At 64.8% G+C, this 18,112-nt stretch carries 17 protein-coding genes and 2 pseudogenes; 5 read left to right on the forward strand and 14 right to left on the reverse strand.

Annotated elements, in window-relative coordinates:
* Positions 1-18 precede the first annotated feature (18 nt).
* Positions 19-777 carry an SDR family oxidoreductase gene (locus ACTJK4_RS20620; RefSeq protein WP_440818844.1) on the reverse strand — a complete coding sequence of 253 codons (759 nt, stop codon included), beginning with the start codon at positions 775-777 and terminating at the stop codon, positions 19-21.
* A 30-nt stretch (positions 778-807) separates the two neighbouring features.
* Here ACTJK4_RS20620 and ACTJK4_RS20625 point away from each other — a divergent pair, with 30 nt between their 5' ends.
* Positions 808-1,014: a hypothetical protein gene (locus ACTJK4_RS20625; RefSeq protein ID WP_440818818.1), complete on the forward strand. Its 207-nt coding sequence runs from the start codon at positions 808-810 to the stop codon at positions 1,012-1,014.
* Positions 1,015-1,090: 76 nt separating this feature from the next.
* A complete protein-coding gene (locus tag ACTJK4_RS20630) occupies positions 1,091-2,053 on the forward strand; it encodes a 2-hydroxyacid dehydrogenase (RefSeq protein WP_440818845.1) in 963 nt (320 codons plus the stop codon).
* Between the two features lie 433 nt (positions 2,054-2,486).
* Here the strand turns inward: ACTJK4_RS20630 and ACTJK4_RS20635 are convergent.
* Positions 2,487-3,005 (reverse strand): annotated as a pseudogene (locus tag ACTJK4_RS20635) (integrase core domain-containing protein); the annotation flags it as partial.
* A 45-nt stretch (positions 3,006-3,050) separates the two neighbouring features.
* Here ACTJK4_RS20635 and ACTJK4_RS20640 point away from each other — a divergent pair.
* A pseudogene (locus ACTJK4_RS20640) lies at positions 3,051-3,929 on the forward strand (IS110 family transposase); the annotation flags it as partial.
* Positions 3,930-5,095: 1,166 nt separating this feature from the next.
* Here ACTJK4_RS20640 and ACTJK4_RS20645 read toward each other — a convergent pair.
* From ACTJK4_RS20645 to ACTJK4_RS20690, 10 genes are all read right to left on the reverse strand, one after another.
* Positions 5,096-5,488, reverse strand: coding sequence for a RidA family protein (locus ACTJK4_RS20645; RefSeq protein ID WP_440077668.1), 393 nt, complete (start codon positions 5,486-5,488; stop codon positions 5,096-5,098).
* A 28-nt stretch (positions 5,489-5,516) separates the two neighbouring features.
* Positions 5,517-5,936 (reverse strand): acyl-CoA thioesterase, encoded by a 420-nt coding sequence (locus ACTJK4_RS20650; protein ID WP_322018172.1) that lies wholly within the window; start codon positions 5,934-5,936, stop codon positions 5,517-5,519.
* The gene (locus ACTJK4_RS20655) at positions 5,933-7,549 is read right to left on the reverse strand and encodes an AMP-binding protein (protein WP_440818819.1); all 1,617 of its coding nucleotides are present in this window, start codon (positions 7,547-7,549) and stop codon (positions 5,933-5,935) included. Before ACTJK4_RS20655 ends, ACTJK4_RS20650 begins: the two co-directional genes overlap by 4 nt.
* A 36-nt stretch (positions 7,550-7,585) precedes the next feature.
* Positions 7,586-8,761: an acyl-CoA dehydrogenase family protein gene (locus tag ACTJK4_RS20660; RefSeq protein WP_440818820.1), complete on the reverse strand. Its 1,176-nt coding sequence runs from the start codon at positions 8,759-8,761 to the stop codon at positions 7,586-7,588.
* 1 nt (position 8,762) lies between these two features.
* Positions 8,763-9,623: an enoyl-CoA hydratase family protein gene (locus ACTJK4_RS20665; RefSeq protein WP_440818821.1), complete on the reverse strand. Its 861-nt coding sequence runs from the start codon at positions 9,621-9,623 to the stop codon at positions 8,763-8,765.
* A 17-nt stretch (positions 9,624-9,640) separates the two neighbouring features.
* Positions 9,641-10,225: a MarR family winged helix-turn-helix transcriptional regulator gene (locus tag ACTJK4_RS20670; protein ID WP_440818822.1), complete on the reverse strand. Its 585-nt coding sequence runs from the start codon at positions 10,223-10,225 to the stop codon at positions 9,641-9,643.
* Positions 10,222-11,004 carry an SDR family NAD(P)-dependent oxidoreductase gene (locus ACTJK4_RS20675; RefSeq protein ID WP_440818823.1) on the reverse strand — a complete coding sequence of 261 codons (783 nt, stop codon included), beginning with the start codon at positions 11,002-11,004 and terminating at the stop codon, positions 10,222-10,224. The genes ACTJK4_RS20670 and ACTJK4_RS20675 overlap by 4 nt, the downstream gene beginning before the upstream one ends.
* Position 11,005: 1 nt before the next feature.
* On the reverse strand, positions 11,006-13,369 hold the full coding sequence (locus ACTJK4_RS20680; RefSeq protein WP_440818824.1) for a bifunctional salicylyl-CoA 5-hydroxylase/oxidoreductase: 2,364 nt from the start codon (positions 13,367-13,369) through the stop codon (positions 11,006-11,008).
* Positions 13,370-13,505: 136 nt separating this feature from the next.
* The gene (locus ACTJK4_RS20685) at positions 13,506-14,321 is read right to left on the reverse strand and encodes a dienelactone hydrolase family protein (protein ID WP_440818825.1); all 816 of its coding nucleotides are present in this window, start codon (positions 14,319-14,321) and stop codon (positions 13,506-13,508) included.
* Between the two features lie 27 nt (positions 14,322-14,348).
* Complete coding sequence (locus ACTJK4_RS20690) at positions 14,349-14,801, reverse strand: tautomerase family protein (protein ID WP_440818826.1); 453 nt, start codon at positions 14,799-14,801, stop codon at positions 14,349-14,351.
* 97 nt (positions 14,802-14,898) lie between these two features.
* Here ACTJK4_RS20690 and ACTJK4_RS20695 point away from each other — a divergent pair, with 97 nt between their 5' ends.
* A complete protein-coding gene (locus ACTJK4_RS20695) occupies positions 14,899-15,870 on the forward strand; it encodes a GlxA family transcriptional regulator (RefSeq protein ID WP_440818827.1) in 972 nt (323 codons plus the stop codon).
* Positions 15,871-15,980: 110 nt separating this feature from the next.
* Positions 15,981-16,682, forward strand: a complete 702-nt coding sequence (locus tag ACTJK4_RS20700; protein WP_440818828.1) for a DUF2076 domain-containing protein — start codon at positions 15,981-15,983, stop codon at positions 16,680-16,682.
* Here the strand turns inward: ACTJK4_RS20700 and ACTJK4_RS20705 are convergent.
* A complete protein-coding gene (locus ACTJK4_RS20705) occupies positions 16,675-17,046 on the reverse strand; it encodes a nuclear transport factor 2 family protein (RefSeq protein ID WP_440818829.1) in 372 nt (123 codons plus the stop codon). The two genes, ACTJK4_RS20700 and ACTJK4_RS20705, sit on opposite strands and share 8 nt — an antisense overlap.
* A 12-nt stretch (positions 17,047-17,058) precedes the next feature.
* A complete protein-coding gene (locus ACTJK4_RS20710) occupies positions 17,059-18,078 on the reverse strand; it encodes an NADP-dependent oxidoreductase (RefSeq protein WP_440818830.1) in 1,020 nt (339 codons plus the stop codon).
* Positions 18,079-18,112 lie beyond the last annotated feature (34 nt).

Genomic DNA, 18,112 nt, shown 5'->3' on the forward strand with positions numbered 1-18,112 from the left:
GTGCCGGCGCGCGTCGGGTCAGCCGCGCCCAACGAAGGGCATCGCGCTCGCCATGATCGTCATGTTCAGAATGTTCGCTTCGAGCGGCAGACTCGCCATTTGCACGATGGCATTCGCGACGTGCGCGACGTCGACGCGCGGCTCCGGTGCGATACGGCCGTCGGCCTGGGCCACGCCGCTCGTCATGCGTTCGGTCAGCGACGTGGCAGCGTTGCCGATGTCGATCTGGCCGCACGCGATGTTGAATGGCCGGCCGTCGAGCGCGAGCGAGCGCGTGATGCCGAGAACGGCGTGCTTGGTGGCGGTATACGCAATCGTGTTCGGACGCGGCGTGTGCGCCGAGATCGAGCCGTTGTTGATGATGCGGCCGCCTTGCGGCGTCTGCCGCTTCATTTGGCGCCACGCGGCGCGCGCACACAGGAACACGCCCGTCAGATTGGTCGCGACCACGTCGTTCCAGAATTGCAGCGAGTAGTCGTCAAGCGGCACGGCGCCTGCGTTGCGGCCCGCGTTGTTGAACAGCACGTCAAGACGCCCGAACTCGTGTGCGATCTGCGCGAAGCTGGCATCCACCGATGCCTCGTCGGAAACATCGGTCGGAATAGCCGCCGCCACGCCCCCGGCCCCCTCGATGATCTCTTTCGTTTCGAGCAGCGGATCGATACGCCTGCCGAGCAGTGCGACGCTGAACCCGGCTCGCGCCAGCGCGACGGCCGCCGCGTGGCCGATGCCGGTGCCTGCGCCCGTCACCGCCGCGATTCTTTTTTCTGCCTGCATCTTCACGACCTCGTCTTCAGTGCGTTGAACATGCAAAAAGCATTGCGCGGTGACGATTCCCCAGCAATCTTGATTCTTTCAATCAATATCAACGGCCCCGTCGCGACGTGGCGGCGTCAGGGTTTTCCTGAGTTCGACGAGACGTCGCTCGCGGACCGGCGCGGCCGGATGGGCGGCGCACGACGCAGCCGGAGTGAGGCCGAAAGCCTGCGGCGGCGCCCCGCGCACATACATTGATCGAAACAATCAATATTGACCCACGCCGACCGTGCTTCGTAGGCTGTGCTCCGTTTTCCGACCCAAGGACGAGACCATGCCTCATGACAATCGCCCCCGTCTCCTAGTAGCGCGACGGGTTCCCGCGGCGGTGGCCGCACGTGCAGAAGCCGAGTTTCACGCGTATGTGACGGACGCCGACATGGACGCGCCGTCGGTCGTCGACTTCTGCATCCGCCACGAGACGCCGGCTGTGCTGATCGGCAAGAAATCGGGGCTGCGGGCCGAGCACATCGCGGCATTGCCGCCGAGCGTGAAGATCATCGCGAACGCGAGCGCCGGCTACGACCACATGGACGTGGCGGCCGCGCACGCACGCGGGATCGTTGTCAGCAACGCGCCCGACGCGCTGACGGACTGCACTGCCGATTTCACAATGCTGCTGATTCTCGCCGCGTGCCGGCGTGCGTCGGAGTACGAGCGCATCGTACGCGCGGGGTGGGGAAAGTCGTTCGGCATGACGGACATGCTTGGCATGCGCGTGAACGGAAAGACGCTAGGGATCGTCGGTTTCGGCCGGATCGGCCGGGCGGTCGCACAGCGTGCGCGCGGCTTCGGAATGCAGATCCTCTATACGGACCGGCGGCCCGCGCCGCCCGAGGTCGAGGCCGGCGCGCGCTATTGCGCCGATCTCGACACGCTGCTGCCGCAGAGCGACATCCTCACGTTGCACGTGCCTGGCGGCAGCACGCCGTTGATGACGCGCCGCGAGTTCGGCTTGTTGCGCGACGGCGCGGTGTTCGTCAACGCAGCGCGCGGGAGTCTCGTCGACGAGGATGCGCTCTACGATGCGTTGGCGTCGCAGCGACTTTTCGCAGCGGGGCTCGACGTCTATCGGAACGAGCCCAATATCGATCCGCGCTTTGCAGCACTCGACAATGTGTTTCTGTCGCCGCATATGGCGAGCGCGACGTTCGAGACGCGCGACCAGATGGGATTAACCGCGCTCGATAACATCGCTGCGGTGCTTCGGGGAACGACAGCGCCGAATGCGCTGTGAGGGGCAACGGGCAGCTGCGACGATCAGTTGCCAAGGCGACCAGCTGCGTACGGATTTCGTGAGCTATGCCCACGTTTGATTCGGGTCAATCTCAACAATAATCCGCATCGAGAATCGCGGAGCCAGGTCCGGCCGCCCTCCCCTTCCACAGCAGATCTTCGTTCTGCCGAGAAAGAATGGCGACCGGCGAGCCCAATCCTATGTCCATTGTGGACATCTGATGAAACGGGAATCCCGTGCTTTTGAGCGAGCTGCCGTGCGCTGAGGGTCAAACGCTGCGAGGACCGCCAGCCTGCGCAGGTAGGATCAACATGACCTTTAGCGCAACACGGCCATCTGAACCGGACGGACTTGGCCTGTCTGAGTCTTCTGCTGCCCCGCGAACCGTCATCGACTCAGCCAAAGACTCGGCTCCCTTGACCCTACACCGGAATTAGTACCGTCCAGAAGTGGAGATTTCCGGCGTCGTTGATTCGTACGTCGAGGCATTTTCCCTTGCCTGACGGGCGAATTCGGCGGGTGTCGCCCATCGCAGTGCGGAGTGGGGACGACTCTCGTTATAGTACTGCCGCCAGTCGGCGATTTTGCTCCGAGCATCGTTCAAGGACAAGCACCAGTGCTCGTTCAGGCATTCCTGCCGGAAGCGCCCGTTGAAGCTTTCTACCTTGGCATTGTCGGTCGGCGTGCCTGGCCGACTGAAGTCGAGTTCCACGCCGTGCTCGTATGCCCACCGGTCCATGGCCTTCGAGATGAACTCGCTGCCATTGTCCACCTTGATAGTCTGAGGCGTGCCGCGCTCGGCAATCACTGCGTCAAGTACTCGCACCACATCTTCCCACTTCAGGCTCTGGCCGACTTCGATGGCCAGGCTTTCTCTGGTGTAGTTGTCCACGACCGTCAACGCGCGCACGCGCCAGCCATCGAACAGGGCATCGGAGACTAATGGAATGGTCCGCCCGCTTGTTCTATCGTGGCATTTTCACTTCAGGAGCCGATCATGGGCACGATCACTCTCGGAATTGACCTCGGCAAGCGCTGGTTTCACGTTGTGGGCACAGATCACACAGGCCATGTCATCTGTCGCCAGAAGTTCAATCGCGCTCAGCTCATCGAGTTCGTGGCACGTCACCCGCCGTGTCTGATCGGTATGGAAACATGCTGCGGCAGTCAGTACCTAGCGCGCAAATTCCTGGGCTTTGGCCATAACGTGAAGTTGCTGCCTGCTCAGTACGTCAAGCCGTTCGTGAAGTCACAGAAGAACGACTTCAATGATGCGCTCGCGATCGCTGAGGCGGTCAGGATGCCCACCATGCGGTTTGTCCCGATTCGTAGCGAAGAGCAGATGGACGTGCAAGCAATTCATCGGGCACGAGAGCGCCTGGTACGTCAGAGGCTTGCCATGACGAATCAGATTCGAGGCCTGCTGCTGGATCGAGGCGTCGAGATCGCGCAGGGCTTTTACGCGCTGCGCACTATGCTGCCGAAGCTGCTGGCAGATGACGCCAGTCTGCTCACACCCATGATGCGTGACCTACTCGGAATTCTGCTGCAGGCGTGGAACCAGACCGAGCGGGCCATCGATGAACTCAATGCGAAGATCGAGCAACTGGCCCGCGCCAGTGATGTGTGTCAACGCCTGCAATCGATTCCCGGTGTAGGGCCCTTGCTTGCAACGGCCATCGTGGCTTCGATTGGCAATGGCAGCGAATTCAAACGCGCGCGCGATCTTGCCTCGTGGGCGGGGCTCGTCCCCAGGCAGCTTTCCACCGGTGGCACGACACGCTTGGCAGGCATCACAAAGCGAGGCAACGCCTATCTGCGGCGCCTCTTGATCCAAGGGGCCAGAGCCGTCTGGGTGTGGAAGGATAGTTCGCCGCTTGCTGCGGATATTTCGTCACTAGCTGAACGTGAATGCCAGACTGCGTTCAGGCAGACTTCGTGACTCGCGACTTACTCTCCCGCTCACGTGGCCCAGCAGTTCGTGCCAGCATGGGCAGATTAGCGGTCGGAACTGGAGCAATGGTATCGAACCGCTGCTCGCGTCGAGAGCCCGAACGACTTGGATGAGAGCGTGTAGCGACGAGCGGCTACCGCTCTCCAGATTCCGTAGCGCACGCGAATGCATGTAGGCGATTATGGGAGCCAAGTTGGCGACAGGGCCTGGCTAGCCGGACACGCAGACCGGGCCATAAACCGAGAGCGCGGAAGAGTCTTCTGTTAGTCGACGAAAGAGTATTCGGCTATATACGCATCTCGATGCGCGAGTAAAGTTTGGGCCGGAGCCTGGGAGGCGCATTGGGATGCGCTGGGGGCACGTGAGCCCACGAGACGGCCTCGGCAGGGAGAACTGCAGACGCAAACCCGGAGGTCTGCCACGCCAACTTGGCGTTTCAATTAGTTGTTGCACCGCCCCGAAACCCAGTGCTCACCAGAGATTCCGGGACAGCGGCGCAACAACTCCTGAAACGCGGTGCAACAACTAATGCAAATCGCTAACACTTGAGCGCCGAGGAGACGGACCTACCTACCGTCACCGAATTCGCCAGATTGCACATCTTCGCAGCAACCGAGCTGAAGCACTCGATGCTGAATGTCGTCAATAAGGCTCAGCCCTGAGCCATTCTTCGGGGTTTGAGGCCCCGGGTGCTGAGGCTGAGCCCAGCCCTCCCAAGAGTGCAAGTTCGGGAAGCGCCTTCACCACATCCTATACGCGGAACAAGTCGCTTCGCCCTAGCTCGCCAAGAGGCTGTTGGATAAATTCGGAACGTTGAGCCTCGAATTGCCATCGGACTTCTACGACCGGGCCCACTGGTCATCATACGACTAAGGTCTGGGAAACGGCGACCGCGCCCGCCTCCGACTAGCCAGCACTTATTCGAAAAACACCGGTCCCGCCGCTTAATCTGGACTAACCGGTGCCTATACGTTTCAAGAGCGAACGTAGTACAGATTTTTTTGTCTAGGTACGAAATTTTTTGTCTAAGTACAGACTTTTTTGTCCACGTACAGACTTTTTTGTCTCTCGTTAGGCACCAAAAACGGCTAATCCGGCACCACCGCCGTCACCTCAATTTCCACCTTCGCGCGGTCTTCCACCAGCGCGGCCACTTCCACTGCCGTCATCGCAATGCTGAAGCTGCCGATCAGCTCGCGGAACGCCTTGCCGATCTCGGGGTGGGCCGCTACGTAGGCCTTCTTGTCGGTCACGTACCACGTCATGCGCACGATGTGCTCGGGCTTGGCGTCGCCGGCGGCCAGCACCTCGACGATGTTCTGCAGCGCCTGGCGGACCTGACCGGCCAGGTCATCCGTGTGGAACACGCCCTGCGCATCCCAGCCGATCATGCCGGCCACGAACACCATGCGTCCGCGTGCGGACACACCGTTGGCATAGCCCTTCGGACGCGGCCAGTTGGGAGGGAGGAGTACTTCCATGATGCAATTCCTTCTAGTTCGATTGCGACTACTGTTGAACGCTCGCCTCGATCGCCTGCCGCACATCGGGCGGCATCGGCATCGCGCGATGCGTATTGAGATCGGTAAATACCAGCACCTGCTGCGAGCGCACGCGCTGTTCGTCGCCGGCCCAGCAATCCAGGCCCAACGTGAGCGACGCATTGCCCAGCCGCTCCAGCTTCAGCTTGAACTGCACGTCGTCGCCCATGCGGCTGATGGCGCTGAACTCGCAATGCAGCTTGACGATGGGCAGGCCGATGCGGCGCGGGCCCAGCATCTGCGCATACGAAACACCCAGGCCGTCGGTAAACCAGTCTTCGACCAGGCCGTTGAACAGCACGAGGTACTGCGGAAAGTAAACGATGCCGGCCGGGTCACAGTGTGCAAAGCGGATGCGGGCGGCACGCTCGAAGTGGTAGTCACTCATGATTTGTCGTGTTCGCGCAGGCGATAGCGCAGCAGCTTGCCGACTTCACTGCGCGGCAGGCTCGCGCGAAATTCGATCGCGCGCGGATACTTGTACGGGGCCACGGTCTGCTTCACGAAGTCCTGCAGCGTCTTGACCATCTCCGGCCCCGCCGCGTGGCCGGGGTGCAATACAACGAAGGCCTTGACGATCTGCCCGCGCTCTTCATCAGGCTCGCCGATCACGCCACACTCGGCCACGGCCGGATGCTGCATCAGCGCGTCTTCCACCTCGGGCGCGGCAATGTTGTAGCCGGACGAGATGATCATGTCATCGGTGCGCGAGTGGTAGTGGAAGTAGCCTTCCTCATCCATCACATAGGCATCGCCCGTGAGGTTCCAGCCGTTGCGCACGTAGGCGCGCTGGCGGTCATCGGCCAGGTAGCGGCAGCCGGTCGGGCCTTGCACCGCCAGGCGGCCCACCGTGCCCGGCGGCACAGGGTTGCCTGCGTCATTCACGACTTGTGCGACATAGCCGGGGACGGCCTTGCCGGTGGCGCCTGGGCGCACGTCGGCATCGGCAGCGGAGATGAAGATATGCAGCATCTCGGTCGCGCCAATGCCGTCAATCAGCTCGATGCCGGTGGCGTTCTTCCACAGCGTGCGCGTGGCCACCGGCAGCGCTTCGCCGGCCGACACGCAGCGGCGCAGCGGCGTGGCGCGCAACTCGTCTCCGCGCGCCGCGATGTTGCGGTACGTGGTGGGCGCCGTGAACAGCACCGTCGCGCCAAATGTGCGGATGCCATCGACCAGATCGTTCGGCGATGCCTTTTCCAGCAGCACCGTCGAAGCACCCACGCTCATCGGAAACAGCAGCAGACCGCCGAGCCCGAACGTGAACGCCATCGGCGGGCTGCCGATGAAGATGTCGTCCGCGCGCGGCTGCAGCACATGCGGCGGCCAGCACGCGCAAATGGCGAGGATGTCACGATGAAAATGCATCGTCGCTTTCGGCACGCCCGTCGTGCCCGACGTGAAGGCGAGCAGGCACGTGTCATCCGCCGCCGTATCGACGTTGGTGAAGGTGGCCGGCTGGCGCGCCATCGCAGCCTCCAGCCCTTCCGGCGTGTCATCGTGAAAGCACAGCAGTTGCACGGGCGTGGCCGCTTGCGCCACGGCATCGCGTAGCTCGTCGACGAGCCGCGCATCGCACAGCGCGAATCCGATCTCAGCCTTGCCCAGGATCTGCCCAAGCTCTTTGGCGCGCAGCAGCGGCATGGTCGTCACCGCAATCGCGCCCACTTTCATCACGGCAAACCAGCAGGCGGCGAGCATCGGGCTGTTGGGCGAGCGCAGCAGCACGCGGCTGCCCGGCACGGCGCCCATCTCATTGACCAGCACATTAGCGATGCGGTTGGCGTGCTCTTGCAGATCGGCATACGTCCAGCGGATGCCGGGCGCCTGGATGCAGAGGCGGCTGCCCTCGCCCGCGGCAACGCGGCGGTCGAGCAGTTCGGTGGCGCAGTTGAGCTGCGGCGGAAACTGCAGCGCCGGCAGGTCGAAGCGATACACCGGTTGCAGCTCTGCCGGCGGCAGCCGGTCACGGGCGAAGGTGTCGATATGGGCGCTGGGCATGGAGGAATCTCCGTCTCTGGCGTGGACGTGGCGTATTCAGGACTTGGCGGGCGCCGCCGCACGCAGCAGTTCGCGCGCGATGATGAGTTGCTGCACTTCCGTCGCGCCTTCGTAGATCCGCAGCGAGCGGATCTCGCGGTACAGGCGCTCGACCGGCTGCTCGCTCACCACGCCCAGGCCGCCCCACATCTGCACGGCGGCGTCGATCACCTGCTGCGCACTCTCGGTGGCGGTCAACTTCGCCATGGCGGCTTCGCGCGTCACGGTGCGGCCTTGGTCGCGCTGCCACGCGGCGCGGTACGTCAGCAGCGCGGCACTGTCGATGGCGGTGGCCATTTGTGCGAGCTTGGCCTGCGTGAGCTGGAAATCGGCCAGCACGCCGCTGAACATCTTGCGGGTGGTGGCACGCGCCAGCGCTTCGTCCAGCGCGCGGCGCGCAAAGCCCAGCGCGGCTGCGGCCACCGAGGTGCGGAACACATCGAGCGTGCGCATTGCCACCTTGAAGCCCTCGCCTGCCGCGCCCACGCGCTGGCTGGCCGGAATGCGGCAGTTGGTAAAGCGCAGGCGCGCGAGCGGGTGCGGTGCAATCACGTTGATGCGCTCCACAATCTCAAAGCCCGGCGTACCGGCTTCGACGATGAACGCGCTGATGCCGCGCGAGCCCGGCGCCTCGCCGGTGCGGGCAAACATGACGTAGAAGTCGGCGATGCCGCCATTGGAAATCCACGTCTTCTCGCCGTCGAGCACGTAATCAGTGCCGTCTTCACGCGCGGCGCAAGCCATGGCCGCGACATCGGAGCCAGCATCGGGTTCGGACAGCGCAAATGCAGAGATGGCCTCGCCGTGCGCGACCTTCGTCAGATAGCGCTCGCGCTGCTCCGGCGTGCCGTGCAACGAGATGGCGCCCGACCCCAGCCCCTGCATCGCAAAGGCAAAGTCGGCCAGGCCGGAATGGCGCGCCAACGTTTCGCGGATCAGGCAGATGGCGCGCGTGTCGATGGTCTCGCCCGCACCGCCGTGCGCCGTACCGCCCACGGCGTGGCGCAGCCAGCCGGCCTGGCCGAGCAGCTTCACCAGCGCGCGGCATTCGGCATCCACATCGGGACCGTGATCGTGCGGGATGTGCTTCGTGGCCCAGGCGTCGAGTTCGGCTTCGAGCTGGCGGTGCTTGTCGTCAAAGAAGGGCCATTGCAGATAGTCTTTGTCGCTCATCTCAGTTGCCCTCGAATACCGGTTTCTGCTTGGCGACAAACGCGTGATACGCCCGCGAGAAGTCTTCGGTCAGCATGCAGATGGCCTGCGCCTGGGCCTCGGCCTCGATGGCCTGCTCGATCGTCATCGTCCATTCCTGGTGCAGCATCGTCTTGGTGATGCCGTTGGCGAAGGTCGGGCCGGCGGCCAGGTCGGCGGCCAGGGCTTGCGCTTGGCTCAGCACCTCGGCCGGTTCGCACAGGCGATTGAAGAAGCCCCAGCGCTCGCCCTCTTCTCCGCTCATCGAACGGCCGGTGTAGAGCAGTTCGCTCGCGCGGCCCTGACCGATGATGCGCGGCAGGATCGCGCAGGCGCCCATGTCGCAGCCGGCCAGGCCGACGCGGTTGAAGAGGAACGCCGTCTTGCTGCGCGCGGTGCCCAGGCGCAGGTCGGAAGACATTGCCAGGATGGCGCCCGCGCCAGCGCACACGCCGTCAATGGCAGCGACGATGGGCTGCGGGCACGCACGCATCGCCTTCACCAGTTCGCCCGTCATGCGCGTGAACATCAGCAGCTCGGGCGCCTTCAATTGCACGAGCGGGCCGATGATCTCGTGCACGTCGCCACCGGAGCAGAAGTTGTCGCCCGCACCGGCCAGCACGATGGCCTTGACGTCATCCGCCCACTTGAGCTGATGAAACAGGTCGCGCAGCTCGGCGTACGAATCGAACGTAAGCGGGTTCTTGCGCTCGGGCCGGTTGAGCGTGATGGTGGCAACGCCGCCCTCCACGCTCCACAGGAAATGCTTCGCTTGATAGCCCGCCAGCGGTCGGCGGTTGCCGGCCAGCAGGGCCGGGTCCACACGGTGATTCGGGTCGGTCATGGTTGGGTCGGATTCGTTCAGGGTTGATCTTCGCGGGCGTCCAGCTCTTGCTCGCGGTGCGCGAGGTGCACGCGCAGGTGGCCGAGCTGCGCATACAGCGCGTCTTTGTTGGTCATGCCCAGGCCATCGAACATCTCGATCAGCCAGCGTTCGTGCTCGGCGGCCATCTCGGCAAAGTGGCGGCGGCCGGCATCCGTCAACAGCACGCGAAAGGACCGGCGATCATCCGGATCCGCCTCGCGTTTGACAAGCCCTTCCTTCTCCAGCTGGTCGGTCAGGCCGGTGACGTTGCCGCCGGTCACCATCAGGTAGCGCGACAGCACGTTCATGCGCAGGCCGTCCGGATGCCGGTCGAGCTGCGCGAGATAGTCGAAGCGCGGCAGCGTGGTGTTGAAACGCGTGCGCAGGCGCTGGCGGATCTGCTGTTCGATCTGCGTGCTGCAGGCCAACAGGCGCAGCCAGATCTTCACGTCCATGTGGTCGTCCACATGCGCGCGGGCTTCCAGGCCGATATGTTGGTCGCCCAGCGCCTGCACGACGGCGTGGTGGCCGGAGGCGCGCGTAGCGAGTGCGGTTTTGCGCCGGGTGCGTTCGGTGCTCACATCACCTCCCCGCCGGATACCGAGATGGATTGCCCGGTGATGGAAGACGCGCCATCGGAGCACAGCCACACCACGGCGTTCGCCACTTCGTCCGGCGTGATCAGCCGGCCCTGCGGGTTGCCCTTCACCAGTTCGGCCCGGGCTTCTTCTGCGCTGCGGCCGGTGCGGGCGACGATGCGGTCGATGCTCTCGCGCACGATGTCGGTTTCCGTATAGCCGGGGCAGACTGCGTTGACGGTGACGCCGCGCGCCGCCAGCTCCAGCGCCAGCGAGCGCGTGAGGCCGATCACCCCATGCTTGGCCGCCACATACGCCGACACATATGCATAACCGCGCTGCCCTGCCGTACTGGCAATGTTCACGATGCGGCCACGGCCGCTGGCTTGCACATCCGCCAGCGCCGCTTGCGTGCACAGGAACGTGCCCGTCAGGTTGACGGCCAACATGCGCTGCCATTGAGAAAGCGTGGTCTTGGCAAACGGCGCACTCTCAGCCTGGCCTGCGTTGTTGACGAGGATGGAGATGGCGCCGAGCCCCGCACGTGCAGATTCGAACGCTGCCGACACACTCGCCTCGTCGGTCACATCGCACGTCACGACCTGCGCGCGGGCGCTGTCGGGCAACGTCTTGGCAGTGGCTTGCAGTGCATCGGCGTTGCGGCCCATCAACGTGAGCGTGGCGCCTTGCGCCGCGAGTTGCGCGGCAATCGCAGCGCCGATCCCGCGCCCAGCGCCGGTAACGACAGCGTGGTGCCCGGTGAGCATTGCAGGTGTCGCCATCTCAAACCCCCTGCATGCGGTTGGCCTGCTCCAGCGGAGACAAACCCGCCGCCTGCGCCGCCATCGCGCGTTCGCGCTCCAGGTTGCGCTCCAACTGCAGCTTGCCTGCGCGGTATTGCTTGGGCCACGGCATGTCGAGGTAGCCGATGCGGGCGGCCTCGTTCAGCGTCCAGGCCGGATTGGCCAAGTGCGGGCGCGCCACGGCACACAGGTCGGCACGGCCTGCCGCGATGATGCTGTTGACGTGGTCCGCCTCGGAGATGGCGCCCACCGCAATGGTGGCAATGCCCGCTTCGTTGCGCACGCGGTCGGCAAACGGCGTCTGGAACATGCGGCCGTACACGGGCTGCTCCTTCTTGCTGACCTGGCCCGATGAGCAATCGATCATGTCCGCGCCTGCGGCCTTGAACACCCGCGCAATTTCCACTGCATCGTCCGGCGTGATGCCGCCCTCCACCCAGTCATGCGCCGAAATGCGCACCGACATCGGCTTGTTGCTCGGCCACACTTCACGCACTGCGTGGAAGACCTCGAGCGGAAAGCGCAGCCGGTTTTCCAGCGAGCCGCCATATTCGTCATTGCGCTGATTCGTCAGCGGCGAGATGAACGAGGACAGCAGATAGCCGTGCGCGCAGTGCAGCTCCAGCCAATCGAATCCGGCGTCCGCCGCCAGCCTCGCGGCGTGGACAAAATCGTCACGCACGCGGTCCATGTCGTCGCGCGTCATGGCCCGCGACCACTGGCTCACGCCATCCAGATACTGCTGCGGCGATGCGGAGATCAGCGGCCAGTTTTGCCCGTCTTCGAGCGGCAGATCGATGCCTTCCCATGCCACGCGCGTCGAGCCCTTGGCGCCGGCATGACCGAGCTGGATACCCAGCTTCGCATCGCTGTTGGCATGGACGAACTGCACGATGCGCGCCCAGCCGTCGCGCTGGTCGGTGTTCCACAAGCCGGGGCAGCCCGGCGTGATGCGCGCATCGGGCGACACACAGGTCATCTCCGCCATTACCAGGCCGGCACCGCCCATGGCGCGCGCGCCCAGGTGCACAAGGTGGTAATCCGCCGGCTGGCCGTCTTCGCACGAGTACTGCGCCATGGGCGACACCACTACGCGGTTCTTGAGCGTGACGCCGCGCACCGTGAAGGGCGTGAACATCGGCGGCACCGGGCCGTGCTGCGGCCCGCGCTGGGCGCCAGCTTGTTCAGCAATCCAGTCTTCGAACTGTTCGAGATAGCGCTTGTCGCGCTGGCGCAGGTTCTCGTGGCTGATGCGCTGGCTGCGCGTGAGCAGCGAATAGGCAAACTGCTCTGTCGGCAGGTTGGCGTAACGCGCGACGTTTTCAAACCATTCCGTCGAATTGCGCGCCGCGTTCTGGATGCGCAGCACTTCCACGCTGCGCACCGCCTCGTAGTGCTCAAGCGCGGCACGCAAATCGCCCGAGTGCTGGCCGATGCTGCGTGCCAGTTCAATCGAATCTTCCAGCGCCAGCTTGGTGCCCGACCCGATCGAGAAATGCGCCGTGTGCGCGGCGTCGCCCATCAGCACCACCGGCGTGCCGTGCGTGTTGGTATGCACCCAATGCCGGCAAACCACGCGCGGAAAGCGAATCCACTGGGCAGAGCCCCGCAGGTGCGTGGCGTTGGAGATCAGCTTGTTGCCGTCGAGGTACTTGGCGAAGAGCCGCTCGCAGTACGCGATGGCCTCTTCCTTCTCCATGGTGTCCAGCCCGGCGGCGCGCCATACCTCTTCAGGTGCCTCGACGATGAAGGTGGAGGTCTCGTCATCAAAGCGGTACGCATGCGCCTGGAACCAGCCGTGCTCGGTCTCTTCAAACGCAAACGTGAAGGCCTCGAACAGCTTGTGCGTGCCCAGCCAGACAAAGCGGCAGCGGCGCGTGTCGATATCGGGTTGATACGTGGCGGCGTACTTGGTGCGGATGCGGCTGTTCAGGCCGTCGCTGGCGATGATGAGGTCAGCATCGGCATAAGCCGTGTCATCCTGCACGTCGGTTTCAAAGACCAGCTTGACGCCCTCTTCCTCGCAGCGCGCCTGCAGGATGTTCAGCAAGCGCTTGCGCCCGATACCGCAGAAGCCGTGGCCGCCGGAGCGCACGACCTGCCCGCGGATGTGGACTTCAATGTCGTCCCAGTGGTTGAAGGCGTCGAGGATCTGCGCGGCGCTCTTGGCGTCGGCGCGCTGCAGGTTGCCCAGCGTCTGGTCGGAGAACACCACGCCCCAGCCGAACGTGTCATACGGGCGGTTGCGCTCCACCACGGTGATGTCGTGCGACGGGTCCTGCAGCTTCATCAGCAGGGCAAAGTACAGGCCGGCCGGCCCACCACCAATACAGACAATCTTCATGACAACGGCTCCGCGTTTGATGCGGTATTACCTTAGTCATGAATAGTTTAGTTGTAAAGCAATTTGCTCAGACGTCGCCCCGGGGTTTACACCGAACCGGGCGGCGCCGGGCTCACACCCGCATGTGAGCCCCCACTCAGCTCAGGCGCTGCCGGAAGAACGCCAGGATCTCGTCGCGAGCGGCCAACGTGGGCTCGCCGGCCGCGTCGATCAGGTGGGCGGTCACCACGCTGTGCGGACAAGGCACATGCTGGGCAAAAAACGACGGCGGATTCGGGTGCGCAGCGCTGTCGGGCAGCACGCGCGCCACAAAACGAGGGCCCAGCGCCTGTGCATACGCGGCAAAGCGCTCGGCACGGCAGAAGCGGTCACCCTCAAAGCGGTAGGCCAGCACGGTCAGGTCTTCCTGCTCCAACCGCTGGCGCACGGCGGCCGCGTCCTCCGGCGCAATCTCGATCCCGCCCGGCGCGTTCAGCGGCAAGGAAGGCTGACACAGCACCGGCGCCAGCATGGCCGGCTCCAGCATCATCGTCAGCGCAAAATTGCCGGTGAAGCACATGCCGATGGCGCCCACGCCCGGGCCGCCGCACTCCGCATGGGCCCGCCGCGCCAGCGCGCGCAGCCATTGCGTGACGGGGCTCGACTGGTTGGCGGCAAAGGCACGGAACTCCGCGCTCACGCACGCATGGCGGAACACCTCCGCGCCCGCCTCCGCCTCGGGCACCGCGCCATCGCGCCCGAACAACGACGGCATGTAGACCGTCAGCCCCGCATCGCGCACCCAGCGTGCAAACCGCGCCACATGCGGGCTGATGCCCGGCATCTCGGCCATGACGATCACACCCGGCCCGGTGCCTGCCACGTACACGGTCTTGGCGATGCCATCCAGGGTGATCTGGCGGCGCGTGAAGTCTTCCAGGCTGTCATCCTGCTGCGTGTGCTGGCTTGTCATGCGTGGGCTCCGTTGGAATGGCCTGGCTCAGGCGACGAGATGCTGAAGATGCGCATAACCCGCCGCCCTGGCGAAATCGGGCAGCGTCCACAGCGCGCCGTTCACACCCCAGGTACCGTCGGGCACGTCATGCAGCATCACGGAGGTCACCACGCGCCGCGCATCATCGGCTGGCAACGCCAGCGCAAAGGCTTCGCGCATCTGCTGAACGAAGCGCGTACGCGCAGCAGCATCCAGCACACCGGCCGGCACATGGGCGACGACCAGACACGGCACCATCTGCGTTGTCACATCCGCCCCGCCGCACCACCACGAGGCGGCCGGCACCTCTTCCACCATTACCCAGGTGGTGGCGCGCTTGCGCGGATCATCGGGAATCTGCTCGGCCTGCGCAGCCGCCTCGGTGATGCGGCGGGCAAGCGTCGCGCGTGCGTCGCCGTCAAAGGTGTTTGCAGGAATCTTGACGAGGATGTTCGGCATGTGGGCACTCGTGAGCGTCGTTGACATGCCTGCATTGAACCCGCGCAGCCGCTAGACTGGCAGTGTCGATTTCGACATCTTTCGGGCAACTTCGGTCATGGCGGATTTCACCATCCTCGTACTCTCCGGCGCGTACGCCACCAGCGTGGCGGCCACCTTGGACATTCTGCAAGCCGCGTCGACACTCGCCCCGCGTGTGAAGGCCCCGCGCGCAACCTGGCGCGTACTGTCAGCCGACGCGCCCAGCGTGCGCCTTAGCAACGGCATGCAGGTGGAGACTGCTGCGCTGCCAAAACGCCCGCGCCCCGATGGCAGCACCTGGATCGTGCCGGGCGTAGGCCTAGACCATGCCGGCGTCATAGCCACGCGCCTGGCGCAGGACGATGCGCAGCGAGCAGCGCGCGCCCTGGCCGCGCAGGTCGCAGCGGGCGGGCAGGTGGCCGCATCGTGCTCGGCGGTGTTTCTCTTACAGGCGGCCGGCGTGCTGCCCGGGCGCTGCGTCACCACGTCTTGGTGGCTGGCCCCGACGCTGCAGCAGTGGGAACCCGCATGCACGGTCGACGCAGATCGCATGGTGTGCGCCGACGGCCCGATTACCACCGCTGGCGCCGCCTTTGCCCAGACCGACCTGATGCTGCATCTGCTGCGCACGCGCTTTGGCGTGGCGCTGGCCGATGCCGTGGGGCGCGTGCTGTTGATCGACGGCCGTCACGCGCAGGCGCCGTTTGTGGTGCCCGCCATGCTGGCCAACGGCAACGCGCTGATTGCCCGACTGGTGGCACGCATTGAAGCCGCACTGCCCAACCCGCCCAGCGTGCAGACGCTGGCCGACGAGCTGGCCATGTCGCAACGCACGCTGTCGCGGCACGTGCGGGAGGCCACCGGCAGAAGCACCCTCGCCCTGGTGCAGAGCGTGCGCCTAAACCGCGCCCGCATGCTGATCGAATCGAGCCGCATGACCATCGACCGCGTGGCCGAAGCCGTAGGCTACGAAGACGCCACCGCGCTGCGGCGCCTGATGCGCAAAGTGTCGGGCGCCAATCCCAGCCAATACCGCCCGGCCGTCTAGGGGCCTGGGGTTACAGGCCGTTACACAAGAAGCTGCCGGGCCTTAATTTTCGTTTAAGACTTGACGCCTACCTTGGTCACGTCGCACCCACCCAGACAGGAACACACACCATGTCCCCGCAAGAACAGCAAGCGCTGGAAAACTTCCTGGCCCAACTGACGCAAGCCCGCGCCGCAGCCAAGGACCCGCAGGCCGAAGCCCGCATCCTCGACGCCGTGGCCCGCCAGCCGGACGCGGCCTATCTGCTCGTGCAGCGCGCCATGCTGCTCGACCAGGCGCTGGCCTCGGCGCAGGCGCAAATCGCCACGCTGCAGAACCAGTTGCAGGCGGCGCAAGCCGGCCGCAGCGCGTCGTTCATGGACTCGGCCAACAACTGGGGCAGCCACGCCGGCAGCCCGACGCCCACGCCCGCATACGCTCCGCAGCAGGCCGCCCCGGCGCAGATGCCGCAGATGCCGCCCCAGGCCCAACAGGCCCCGGCGCAACCGGCGCGCTCGGGTTTCTTCAGCGGCGGCCTGGGCAGCACGCTGGGCAGCGTCGCGACCACCGCAGCCGGCGTGGCCGGCGGCGCGCTGCTGTTCCAGGGCATCGAGAACATGTTCCACCACAACAGTGGCGGTGGCGGCTTCTTCGGCCAGCAGCCGGTGATGGGCGGCGCCACGGAAACCGTCATCAACAACTACTACGACAGCGACAGCGGCGGTAACAACGGCAATACCAACACCGCGTCGCGCGACGACAGCCTTGGGCTGATCGACGATAGCGACCTGGGCGGCAGTGATTACTCGGATGACGATTCGATGTTCAGCTAATCGTTGCAGCGCAGGGTTCAAGCGCCAGCGTCGTCTCCTCAATCCGGAGGAAACGTCCGTCGGGGCCGCGCATTGCAAAGAGAGACACCTCTTGGCAAACGCGTGCCCCGTCGCGCACGCGCAGCTCGATCACGTGTCGCTCGGCATAGCGGTCGCCCTCGGAAAATTCGTCCAGCACGGTCATCGTGGCCTGCGCGCCGGCACCCCGAAGCTGCTCGATGCGGGCAACAAACGCCACACGGTCGCTCCACGTTCCATTCACACGCTGACGAAATGCGGAATCGAAGTGCCGTTCGACCGCTTCTTCTGTTGTCAGCATCGGGTTGTTGAACAGATCATCGATCGCGTCTTTGATGGGGGTCATCGACGTTGCTCCTCAGCGAACCTGCAGCACCAGCTTGCCCTGGATGTGTCCGCGCGCCGCCCGCGCGTGTGCCTCGCTTGCCTGCGCCAGCGGATAAGCACTGTCGATCACGACGCGAATCGCGCCGCTGTCGAGCAGCTCGGCGAGTTCTCCGAGCTGCTTGCCATTCGAGCGGACCTGCGTGGCCGAAACCGTCACGCCGCGCTTTTCTGCCTCCTCGGCATCGGCAAGGCCCAGGGGGAAGATCGGGAACAACGCCCCGCCGCGTTTGAGCGTGCGCAGGAATCGCCCTGAGGTCGGACCGCCCACCGCATCCACCACGAGATCGACATCGCGGACAACATCCTCCGGCGCCGAGGTGGTGTAGTCGATGACTTCATCCGCACCCAGCCCGCGCAGCAGCGCCTCGTGCTTGCCCGAGGCCACGGCAATCACCCGCGCCCCCTTCAACTTGGCGACCTGCACCACGAAATGGCCAACACCGCCCGCGGCGCCGTTCACGAGGACGGTCTTGCCCGCCAGTGCCACGGGCACATGCTGGTTCGGCTGCAGCGGATTGGGCGCATCGTGGCCCAGGTCGACCAGGAACTGCCATGCCGTCAGCAGAGACATCGGCGCAGCCGCCGCCTGCATGTGGTCGATACCGGCTGGCTTACGTGCCACTTCAGACGCCGGCACGCTGACATATTCCGCATAGGTGCGGCTGCCGCCCGCGAGGCCGGTCGGGAACCGCACCATCGCGTACACCTCATCGCCCGCCGAGAAGCCGTCCACATCCTCGGCCACGGCCTCGATCACGCCAGAAATGTCCGTCCCCAGAATCAGGGGAAATTCGACCTTCGGCTGCCACTCCGGCGGCAGCATCTTGTATCCCTCGCGAAGGTACCAATCGGGCGGATTCAGACCCACCGCATGCACACGCACCAGCACTTCGCCCGCACGCAGTTCGGGCACCGGGGCGTCTTCGTAGCGCAGCACGTCCGGACCGCCGAACGTATGTTGTTGGATGGCTTTCATGGTCTTGGGTGACATGTCTTTCTCCTTGAGCCGAAATCGGCTATCGTGA

Source organism: Ralstonia sp. 22111, from assembly GCF_052045895.1.
Classification (GTDB): domain Bacteria; phylum Pseudomonadota; class Gammaproteobacteria; order Burkholderiales; family Burkholderiaceae; genus Ralstonia; species Ralstonia wenshanensis.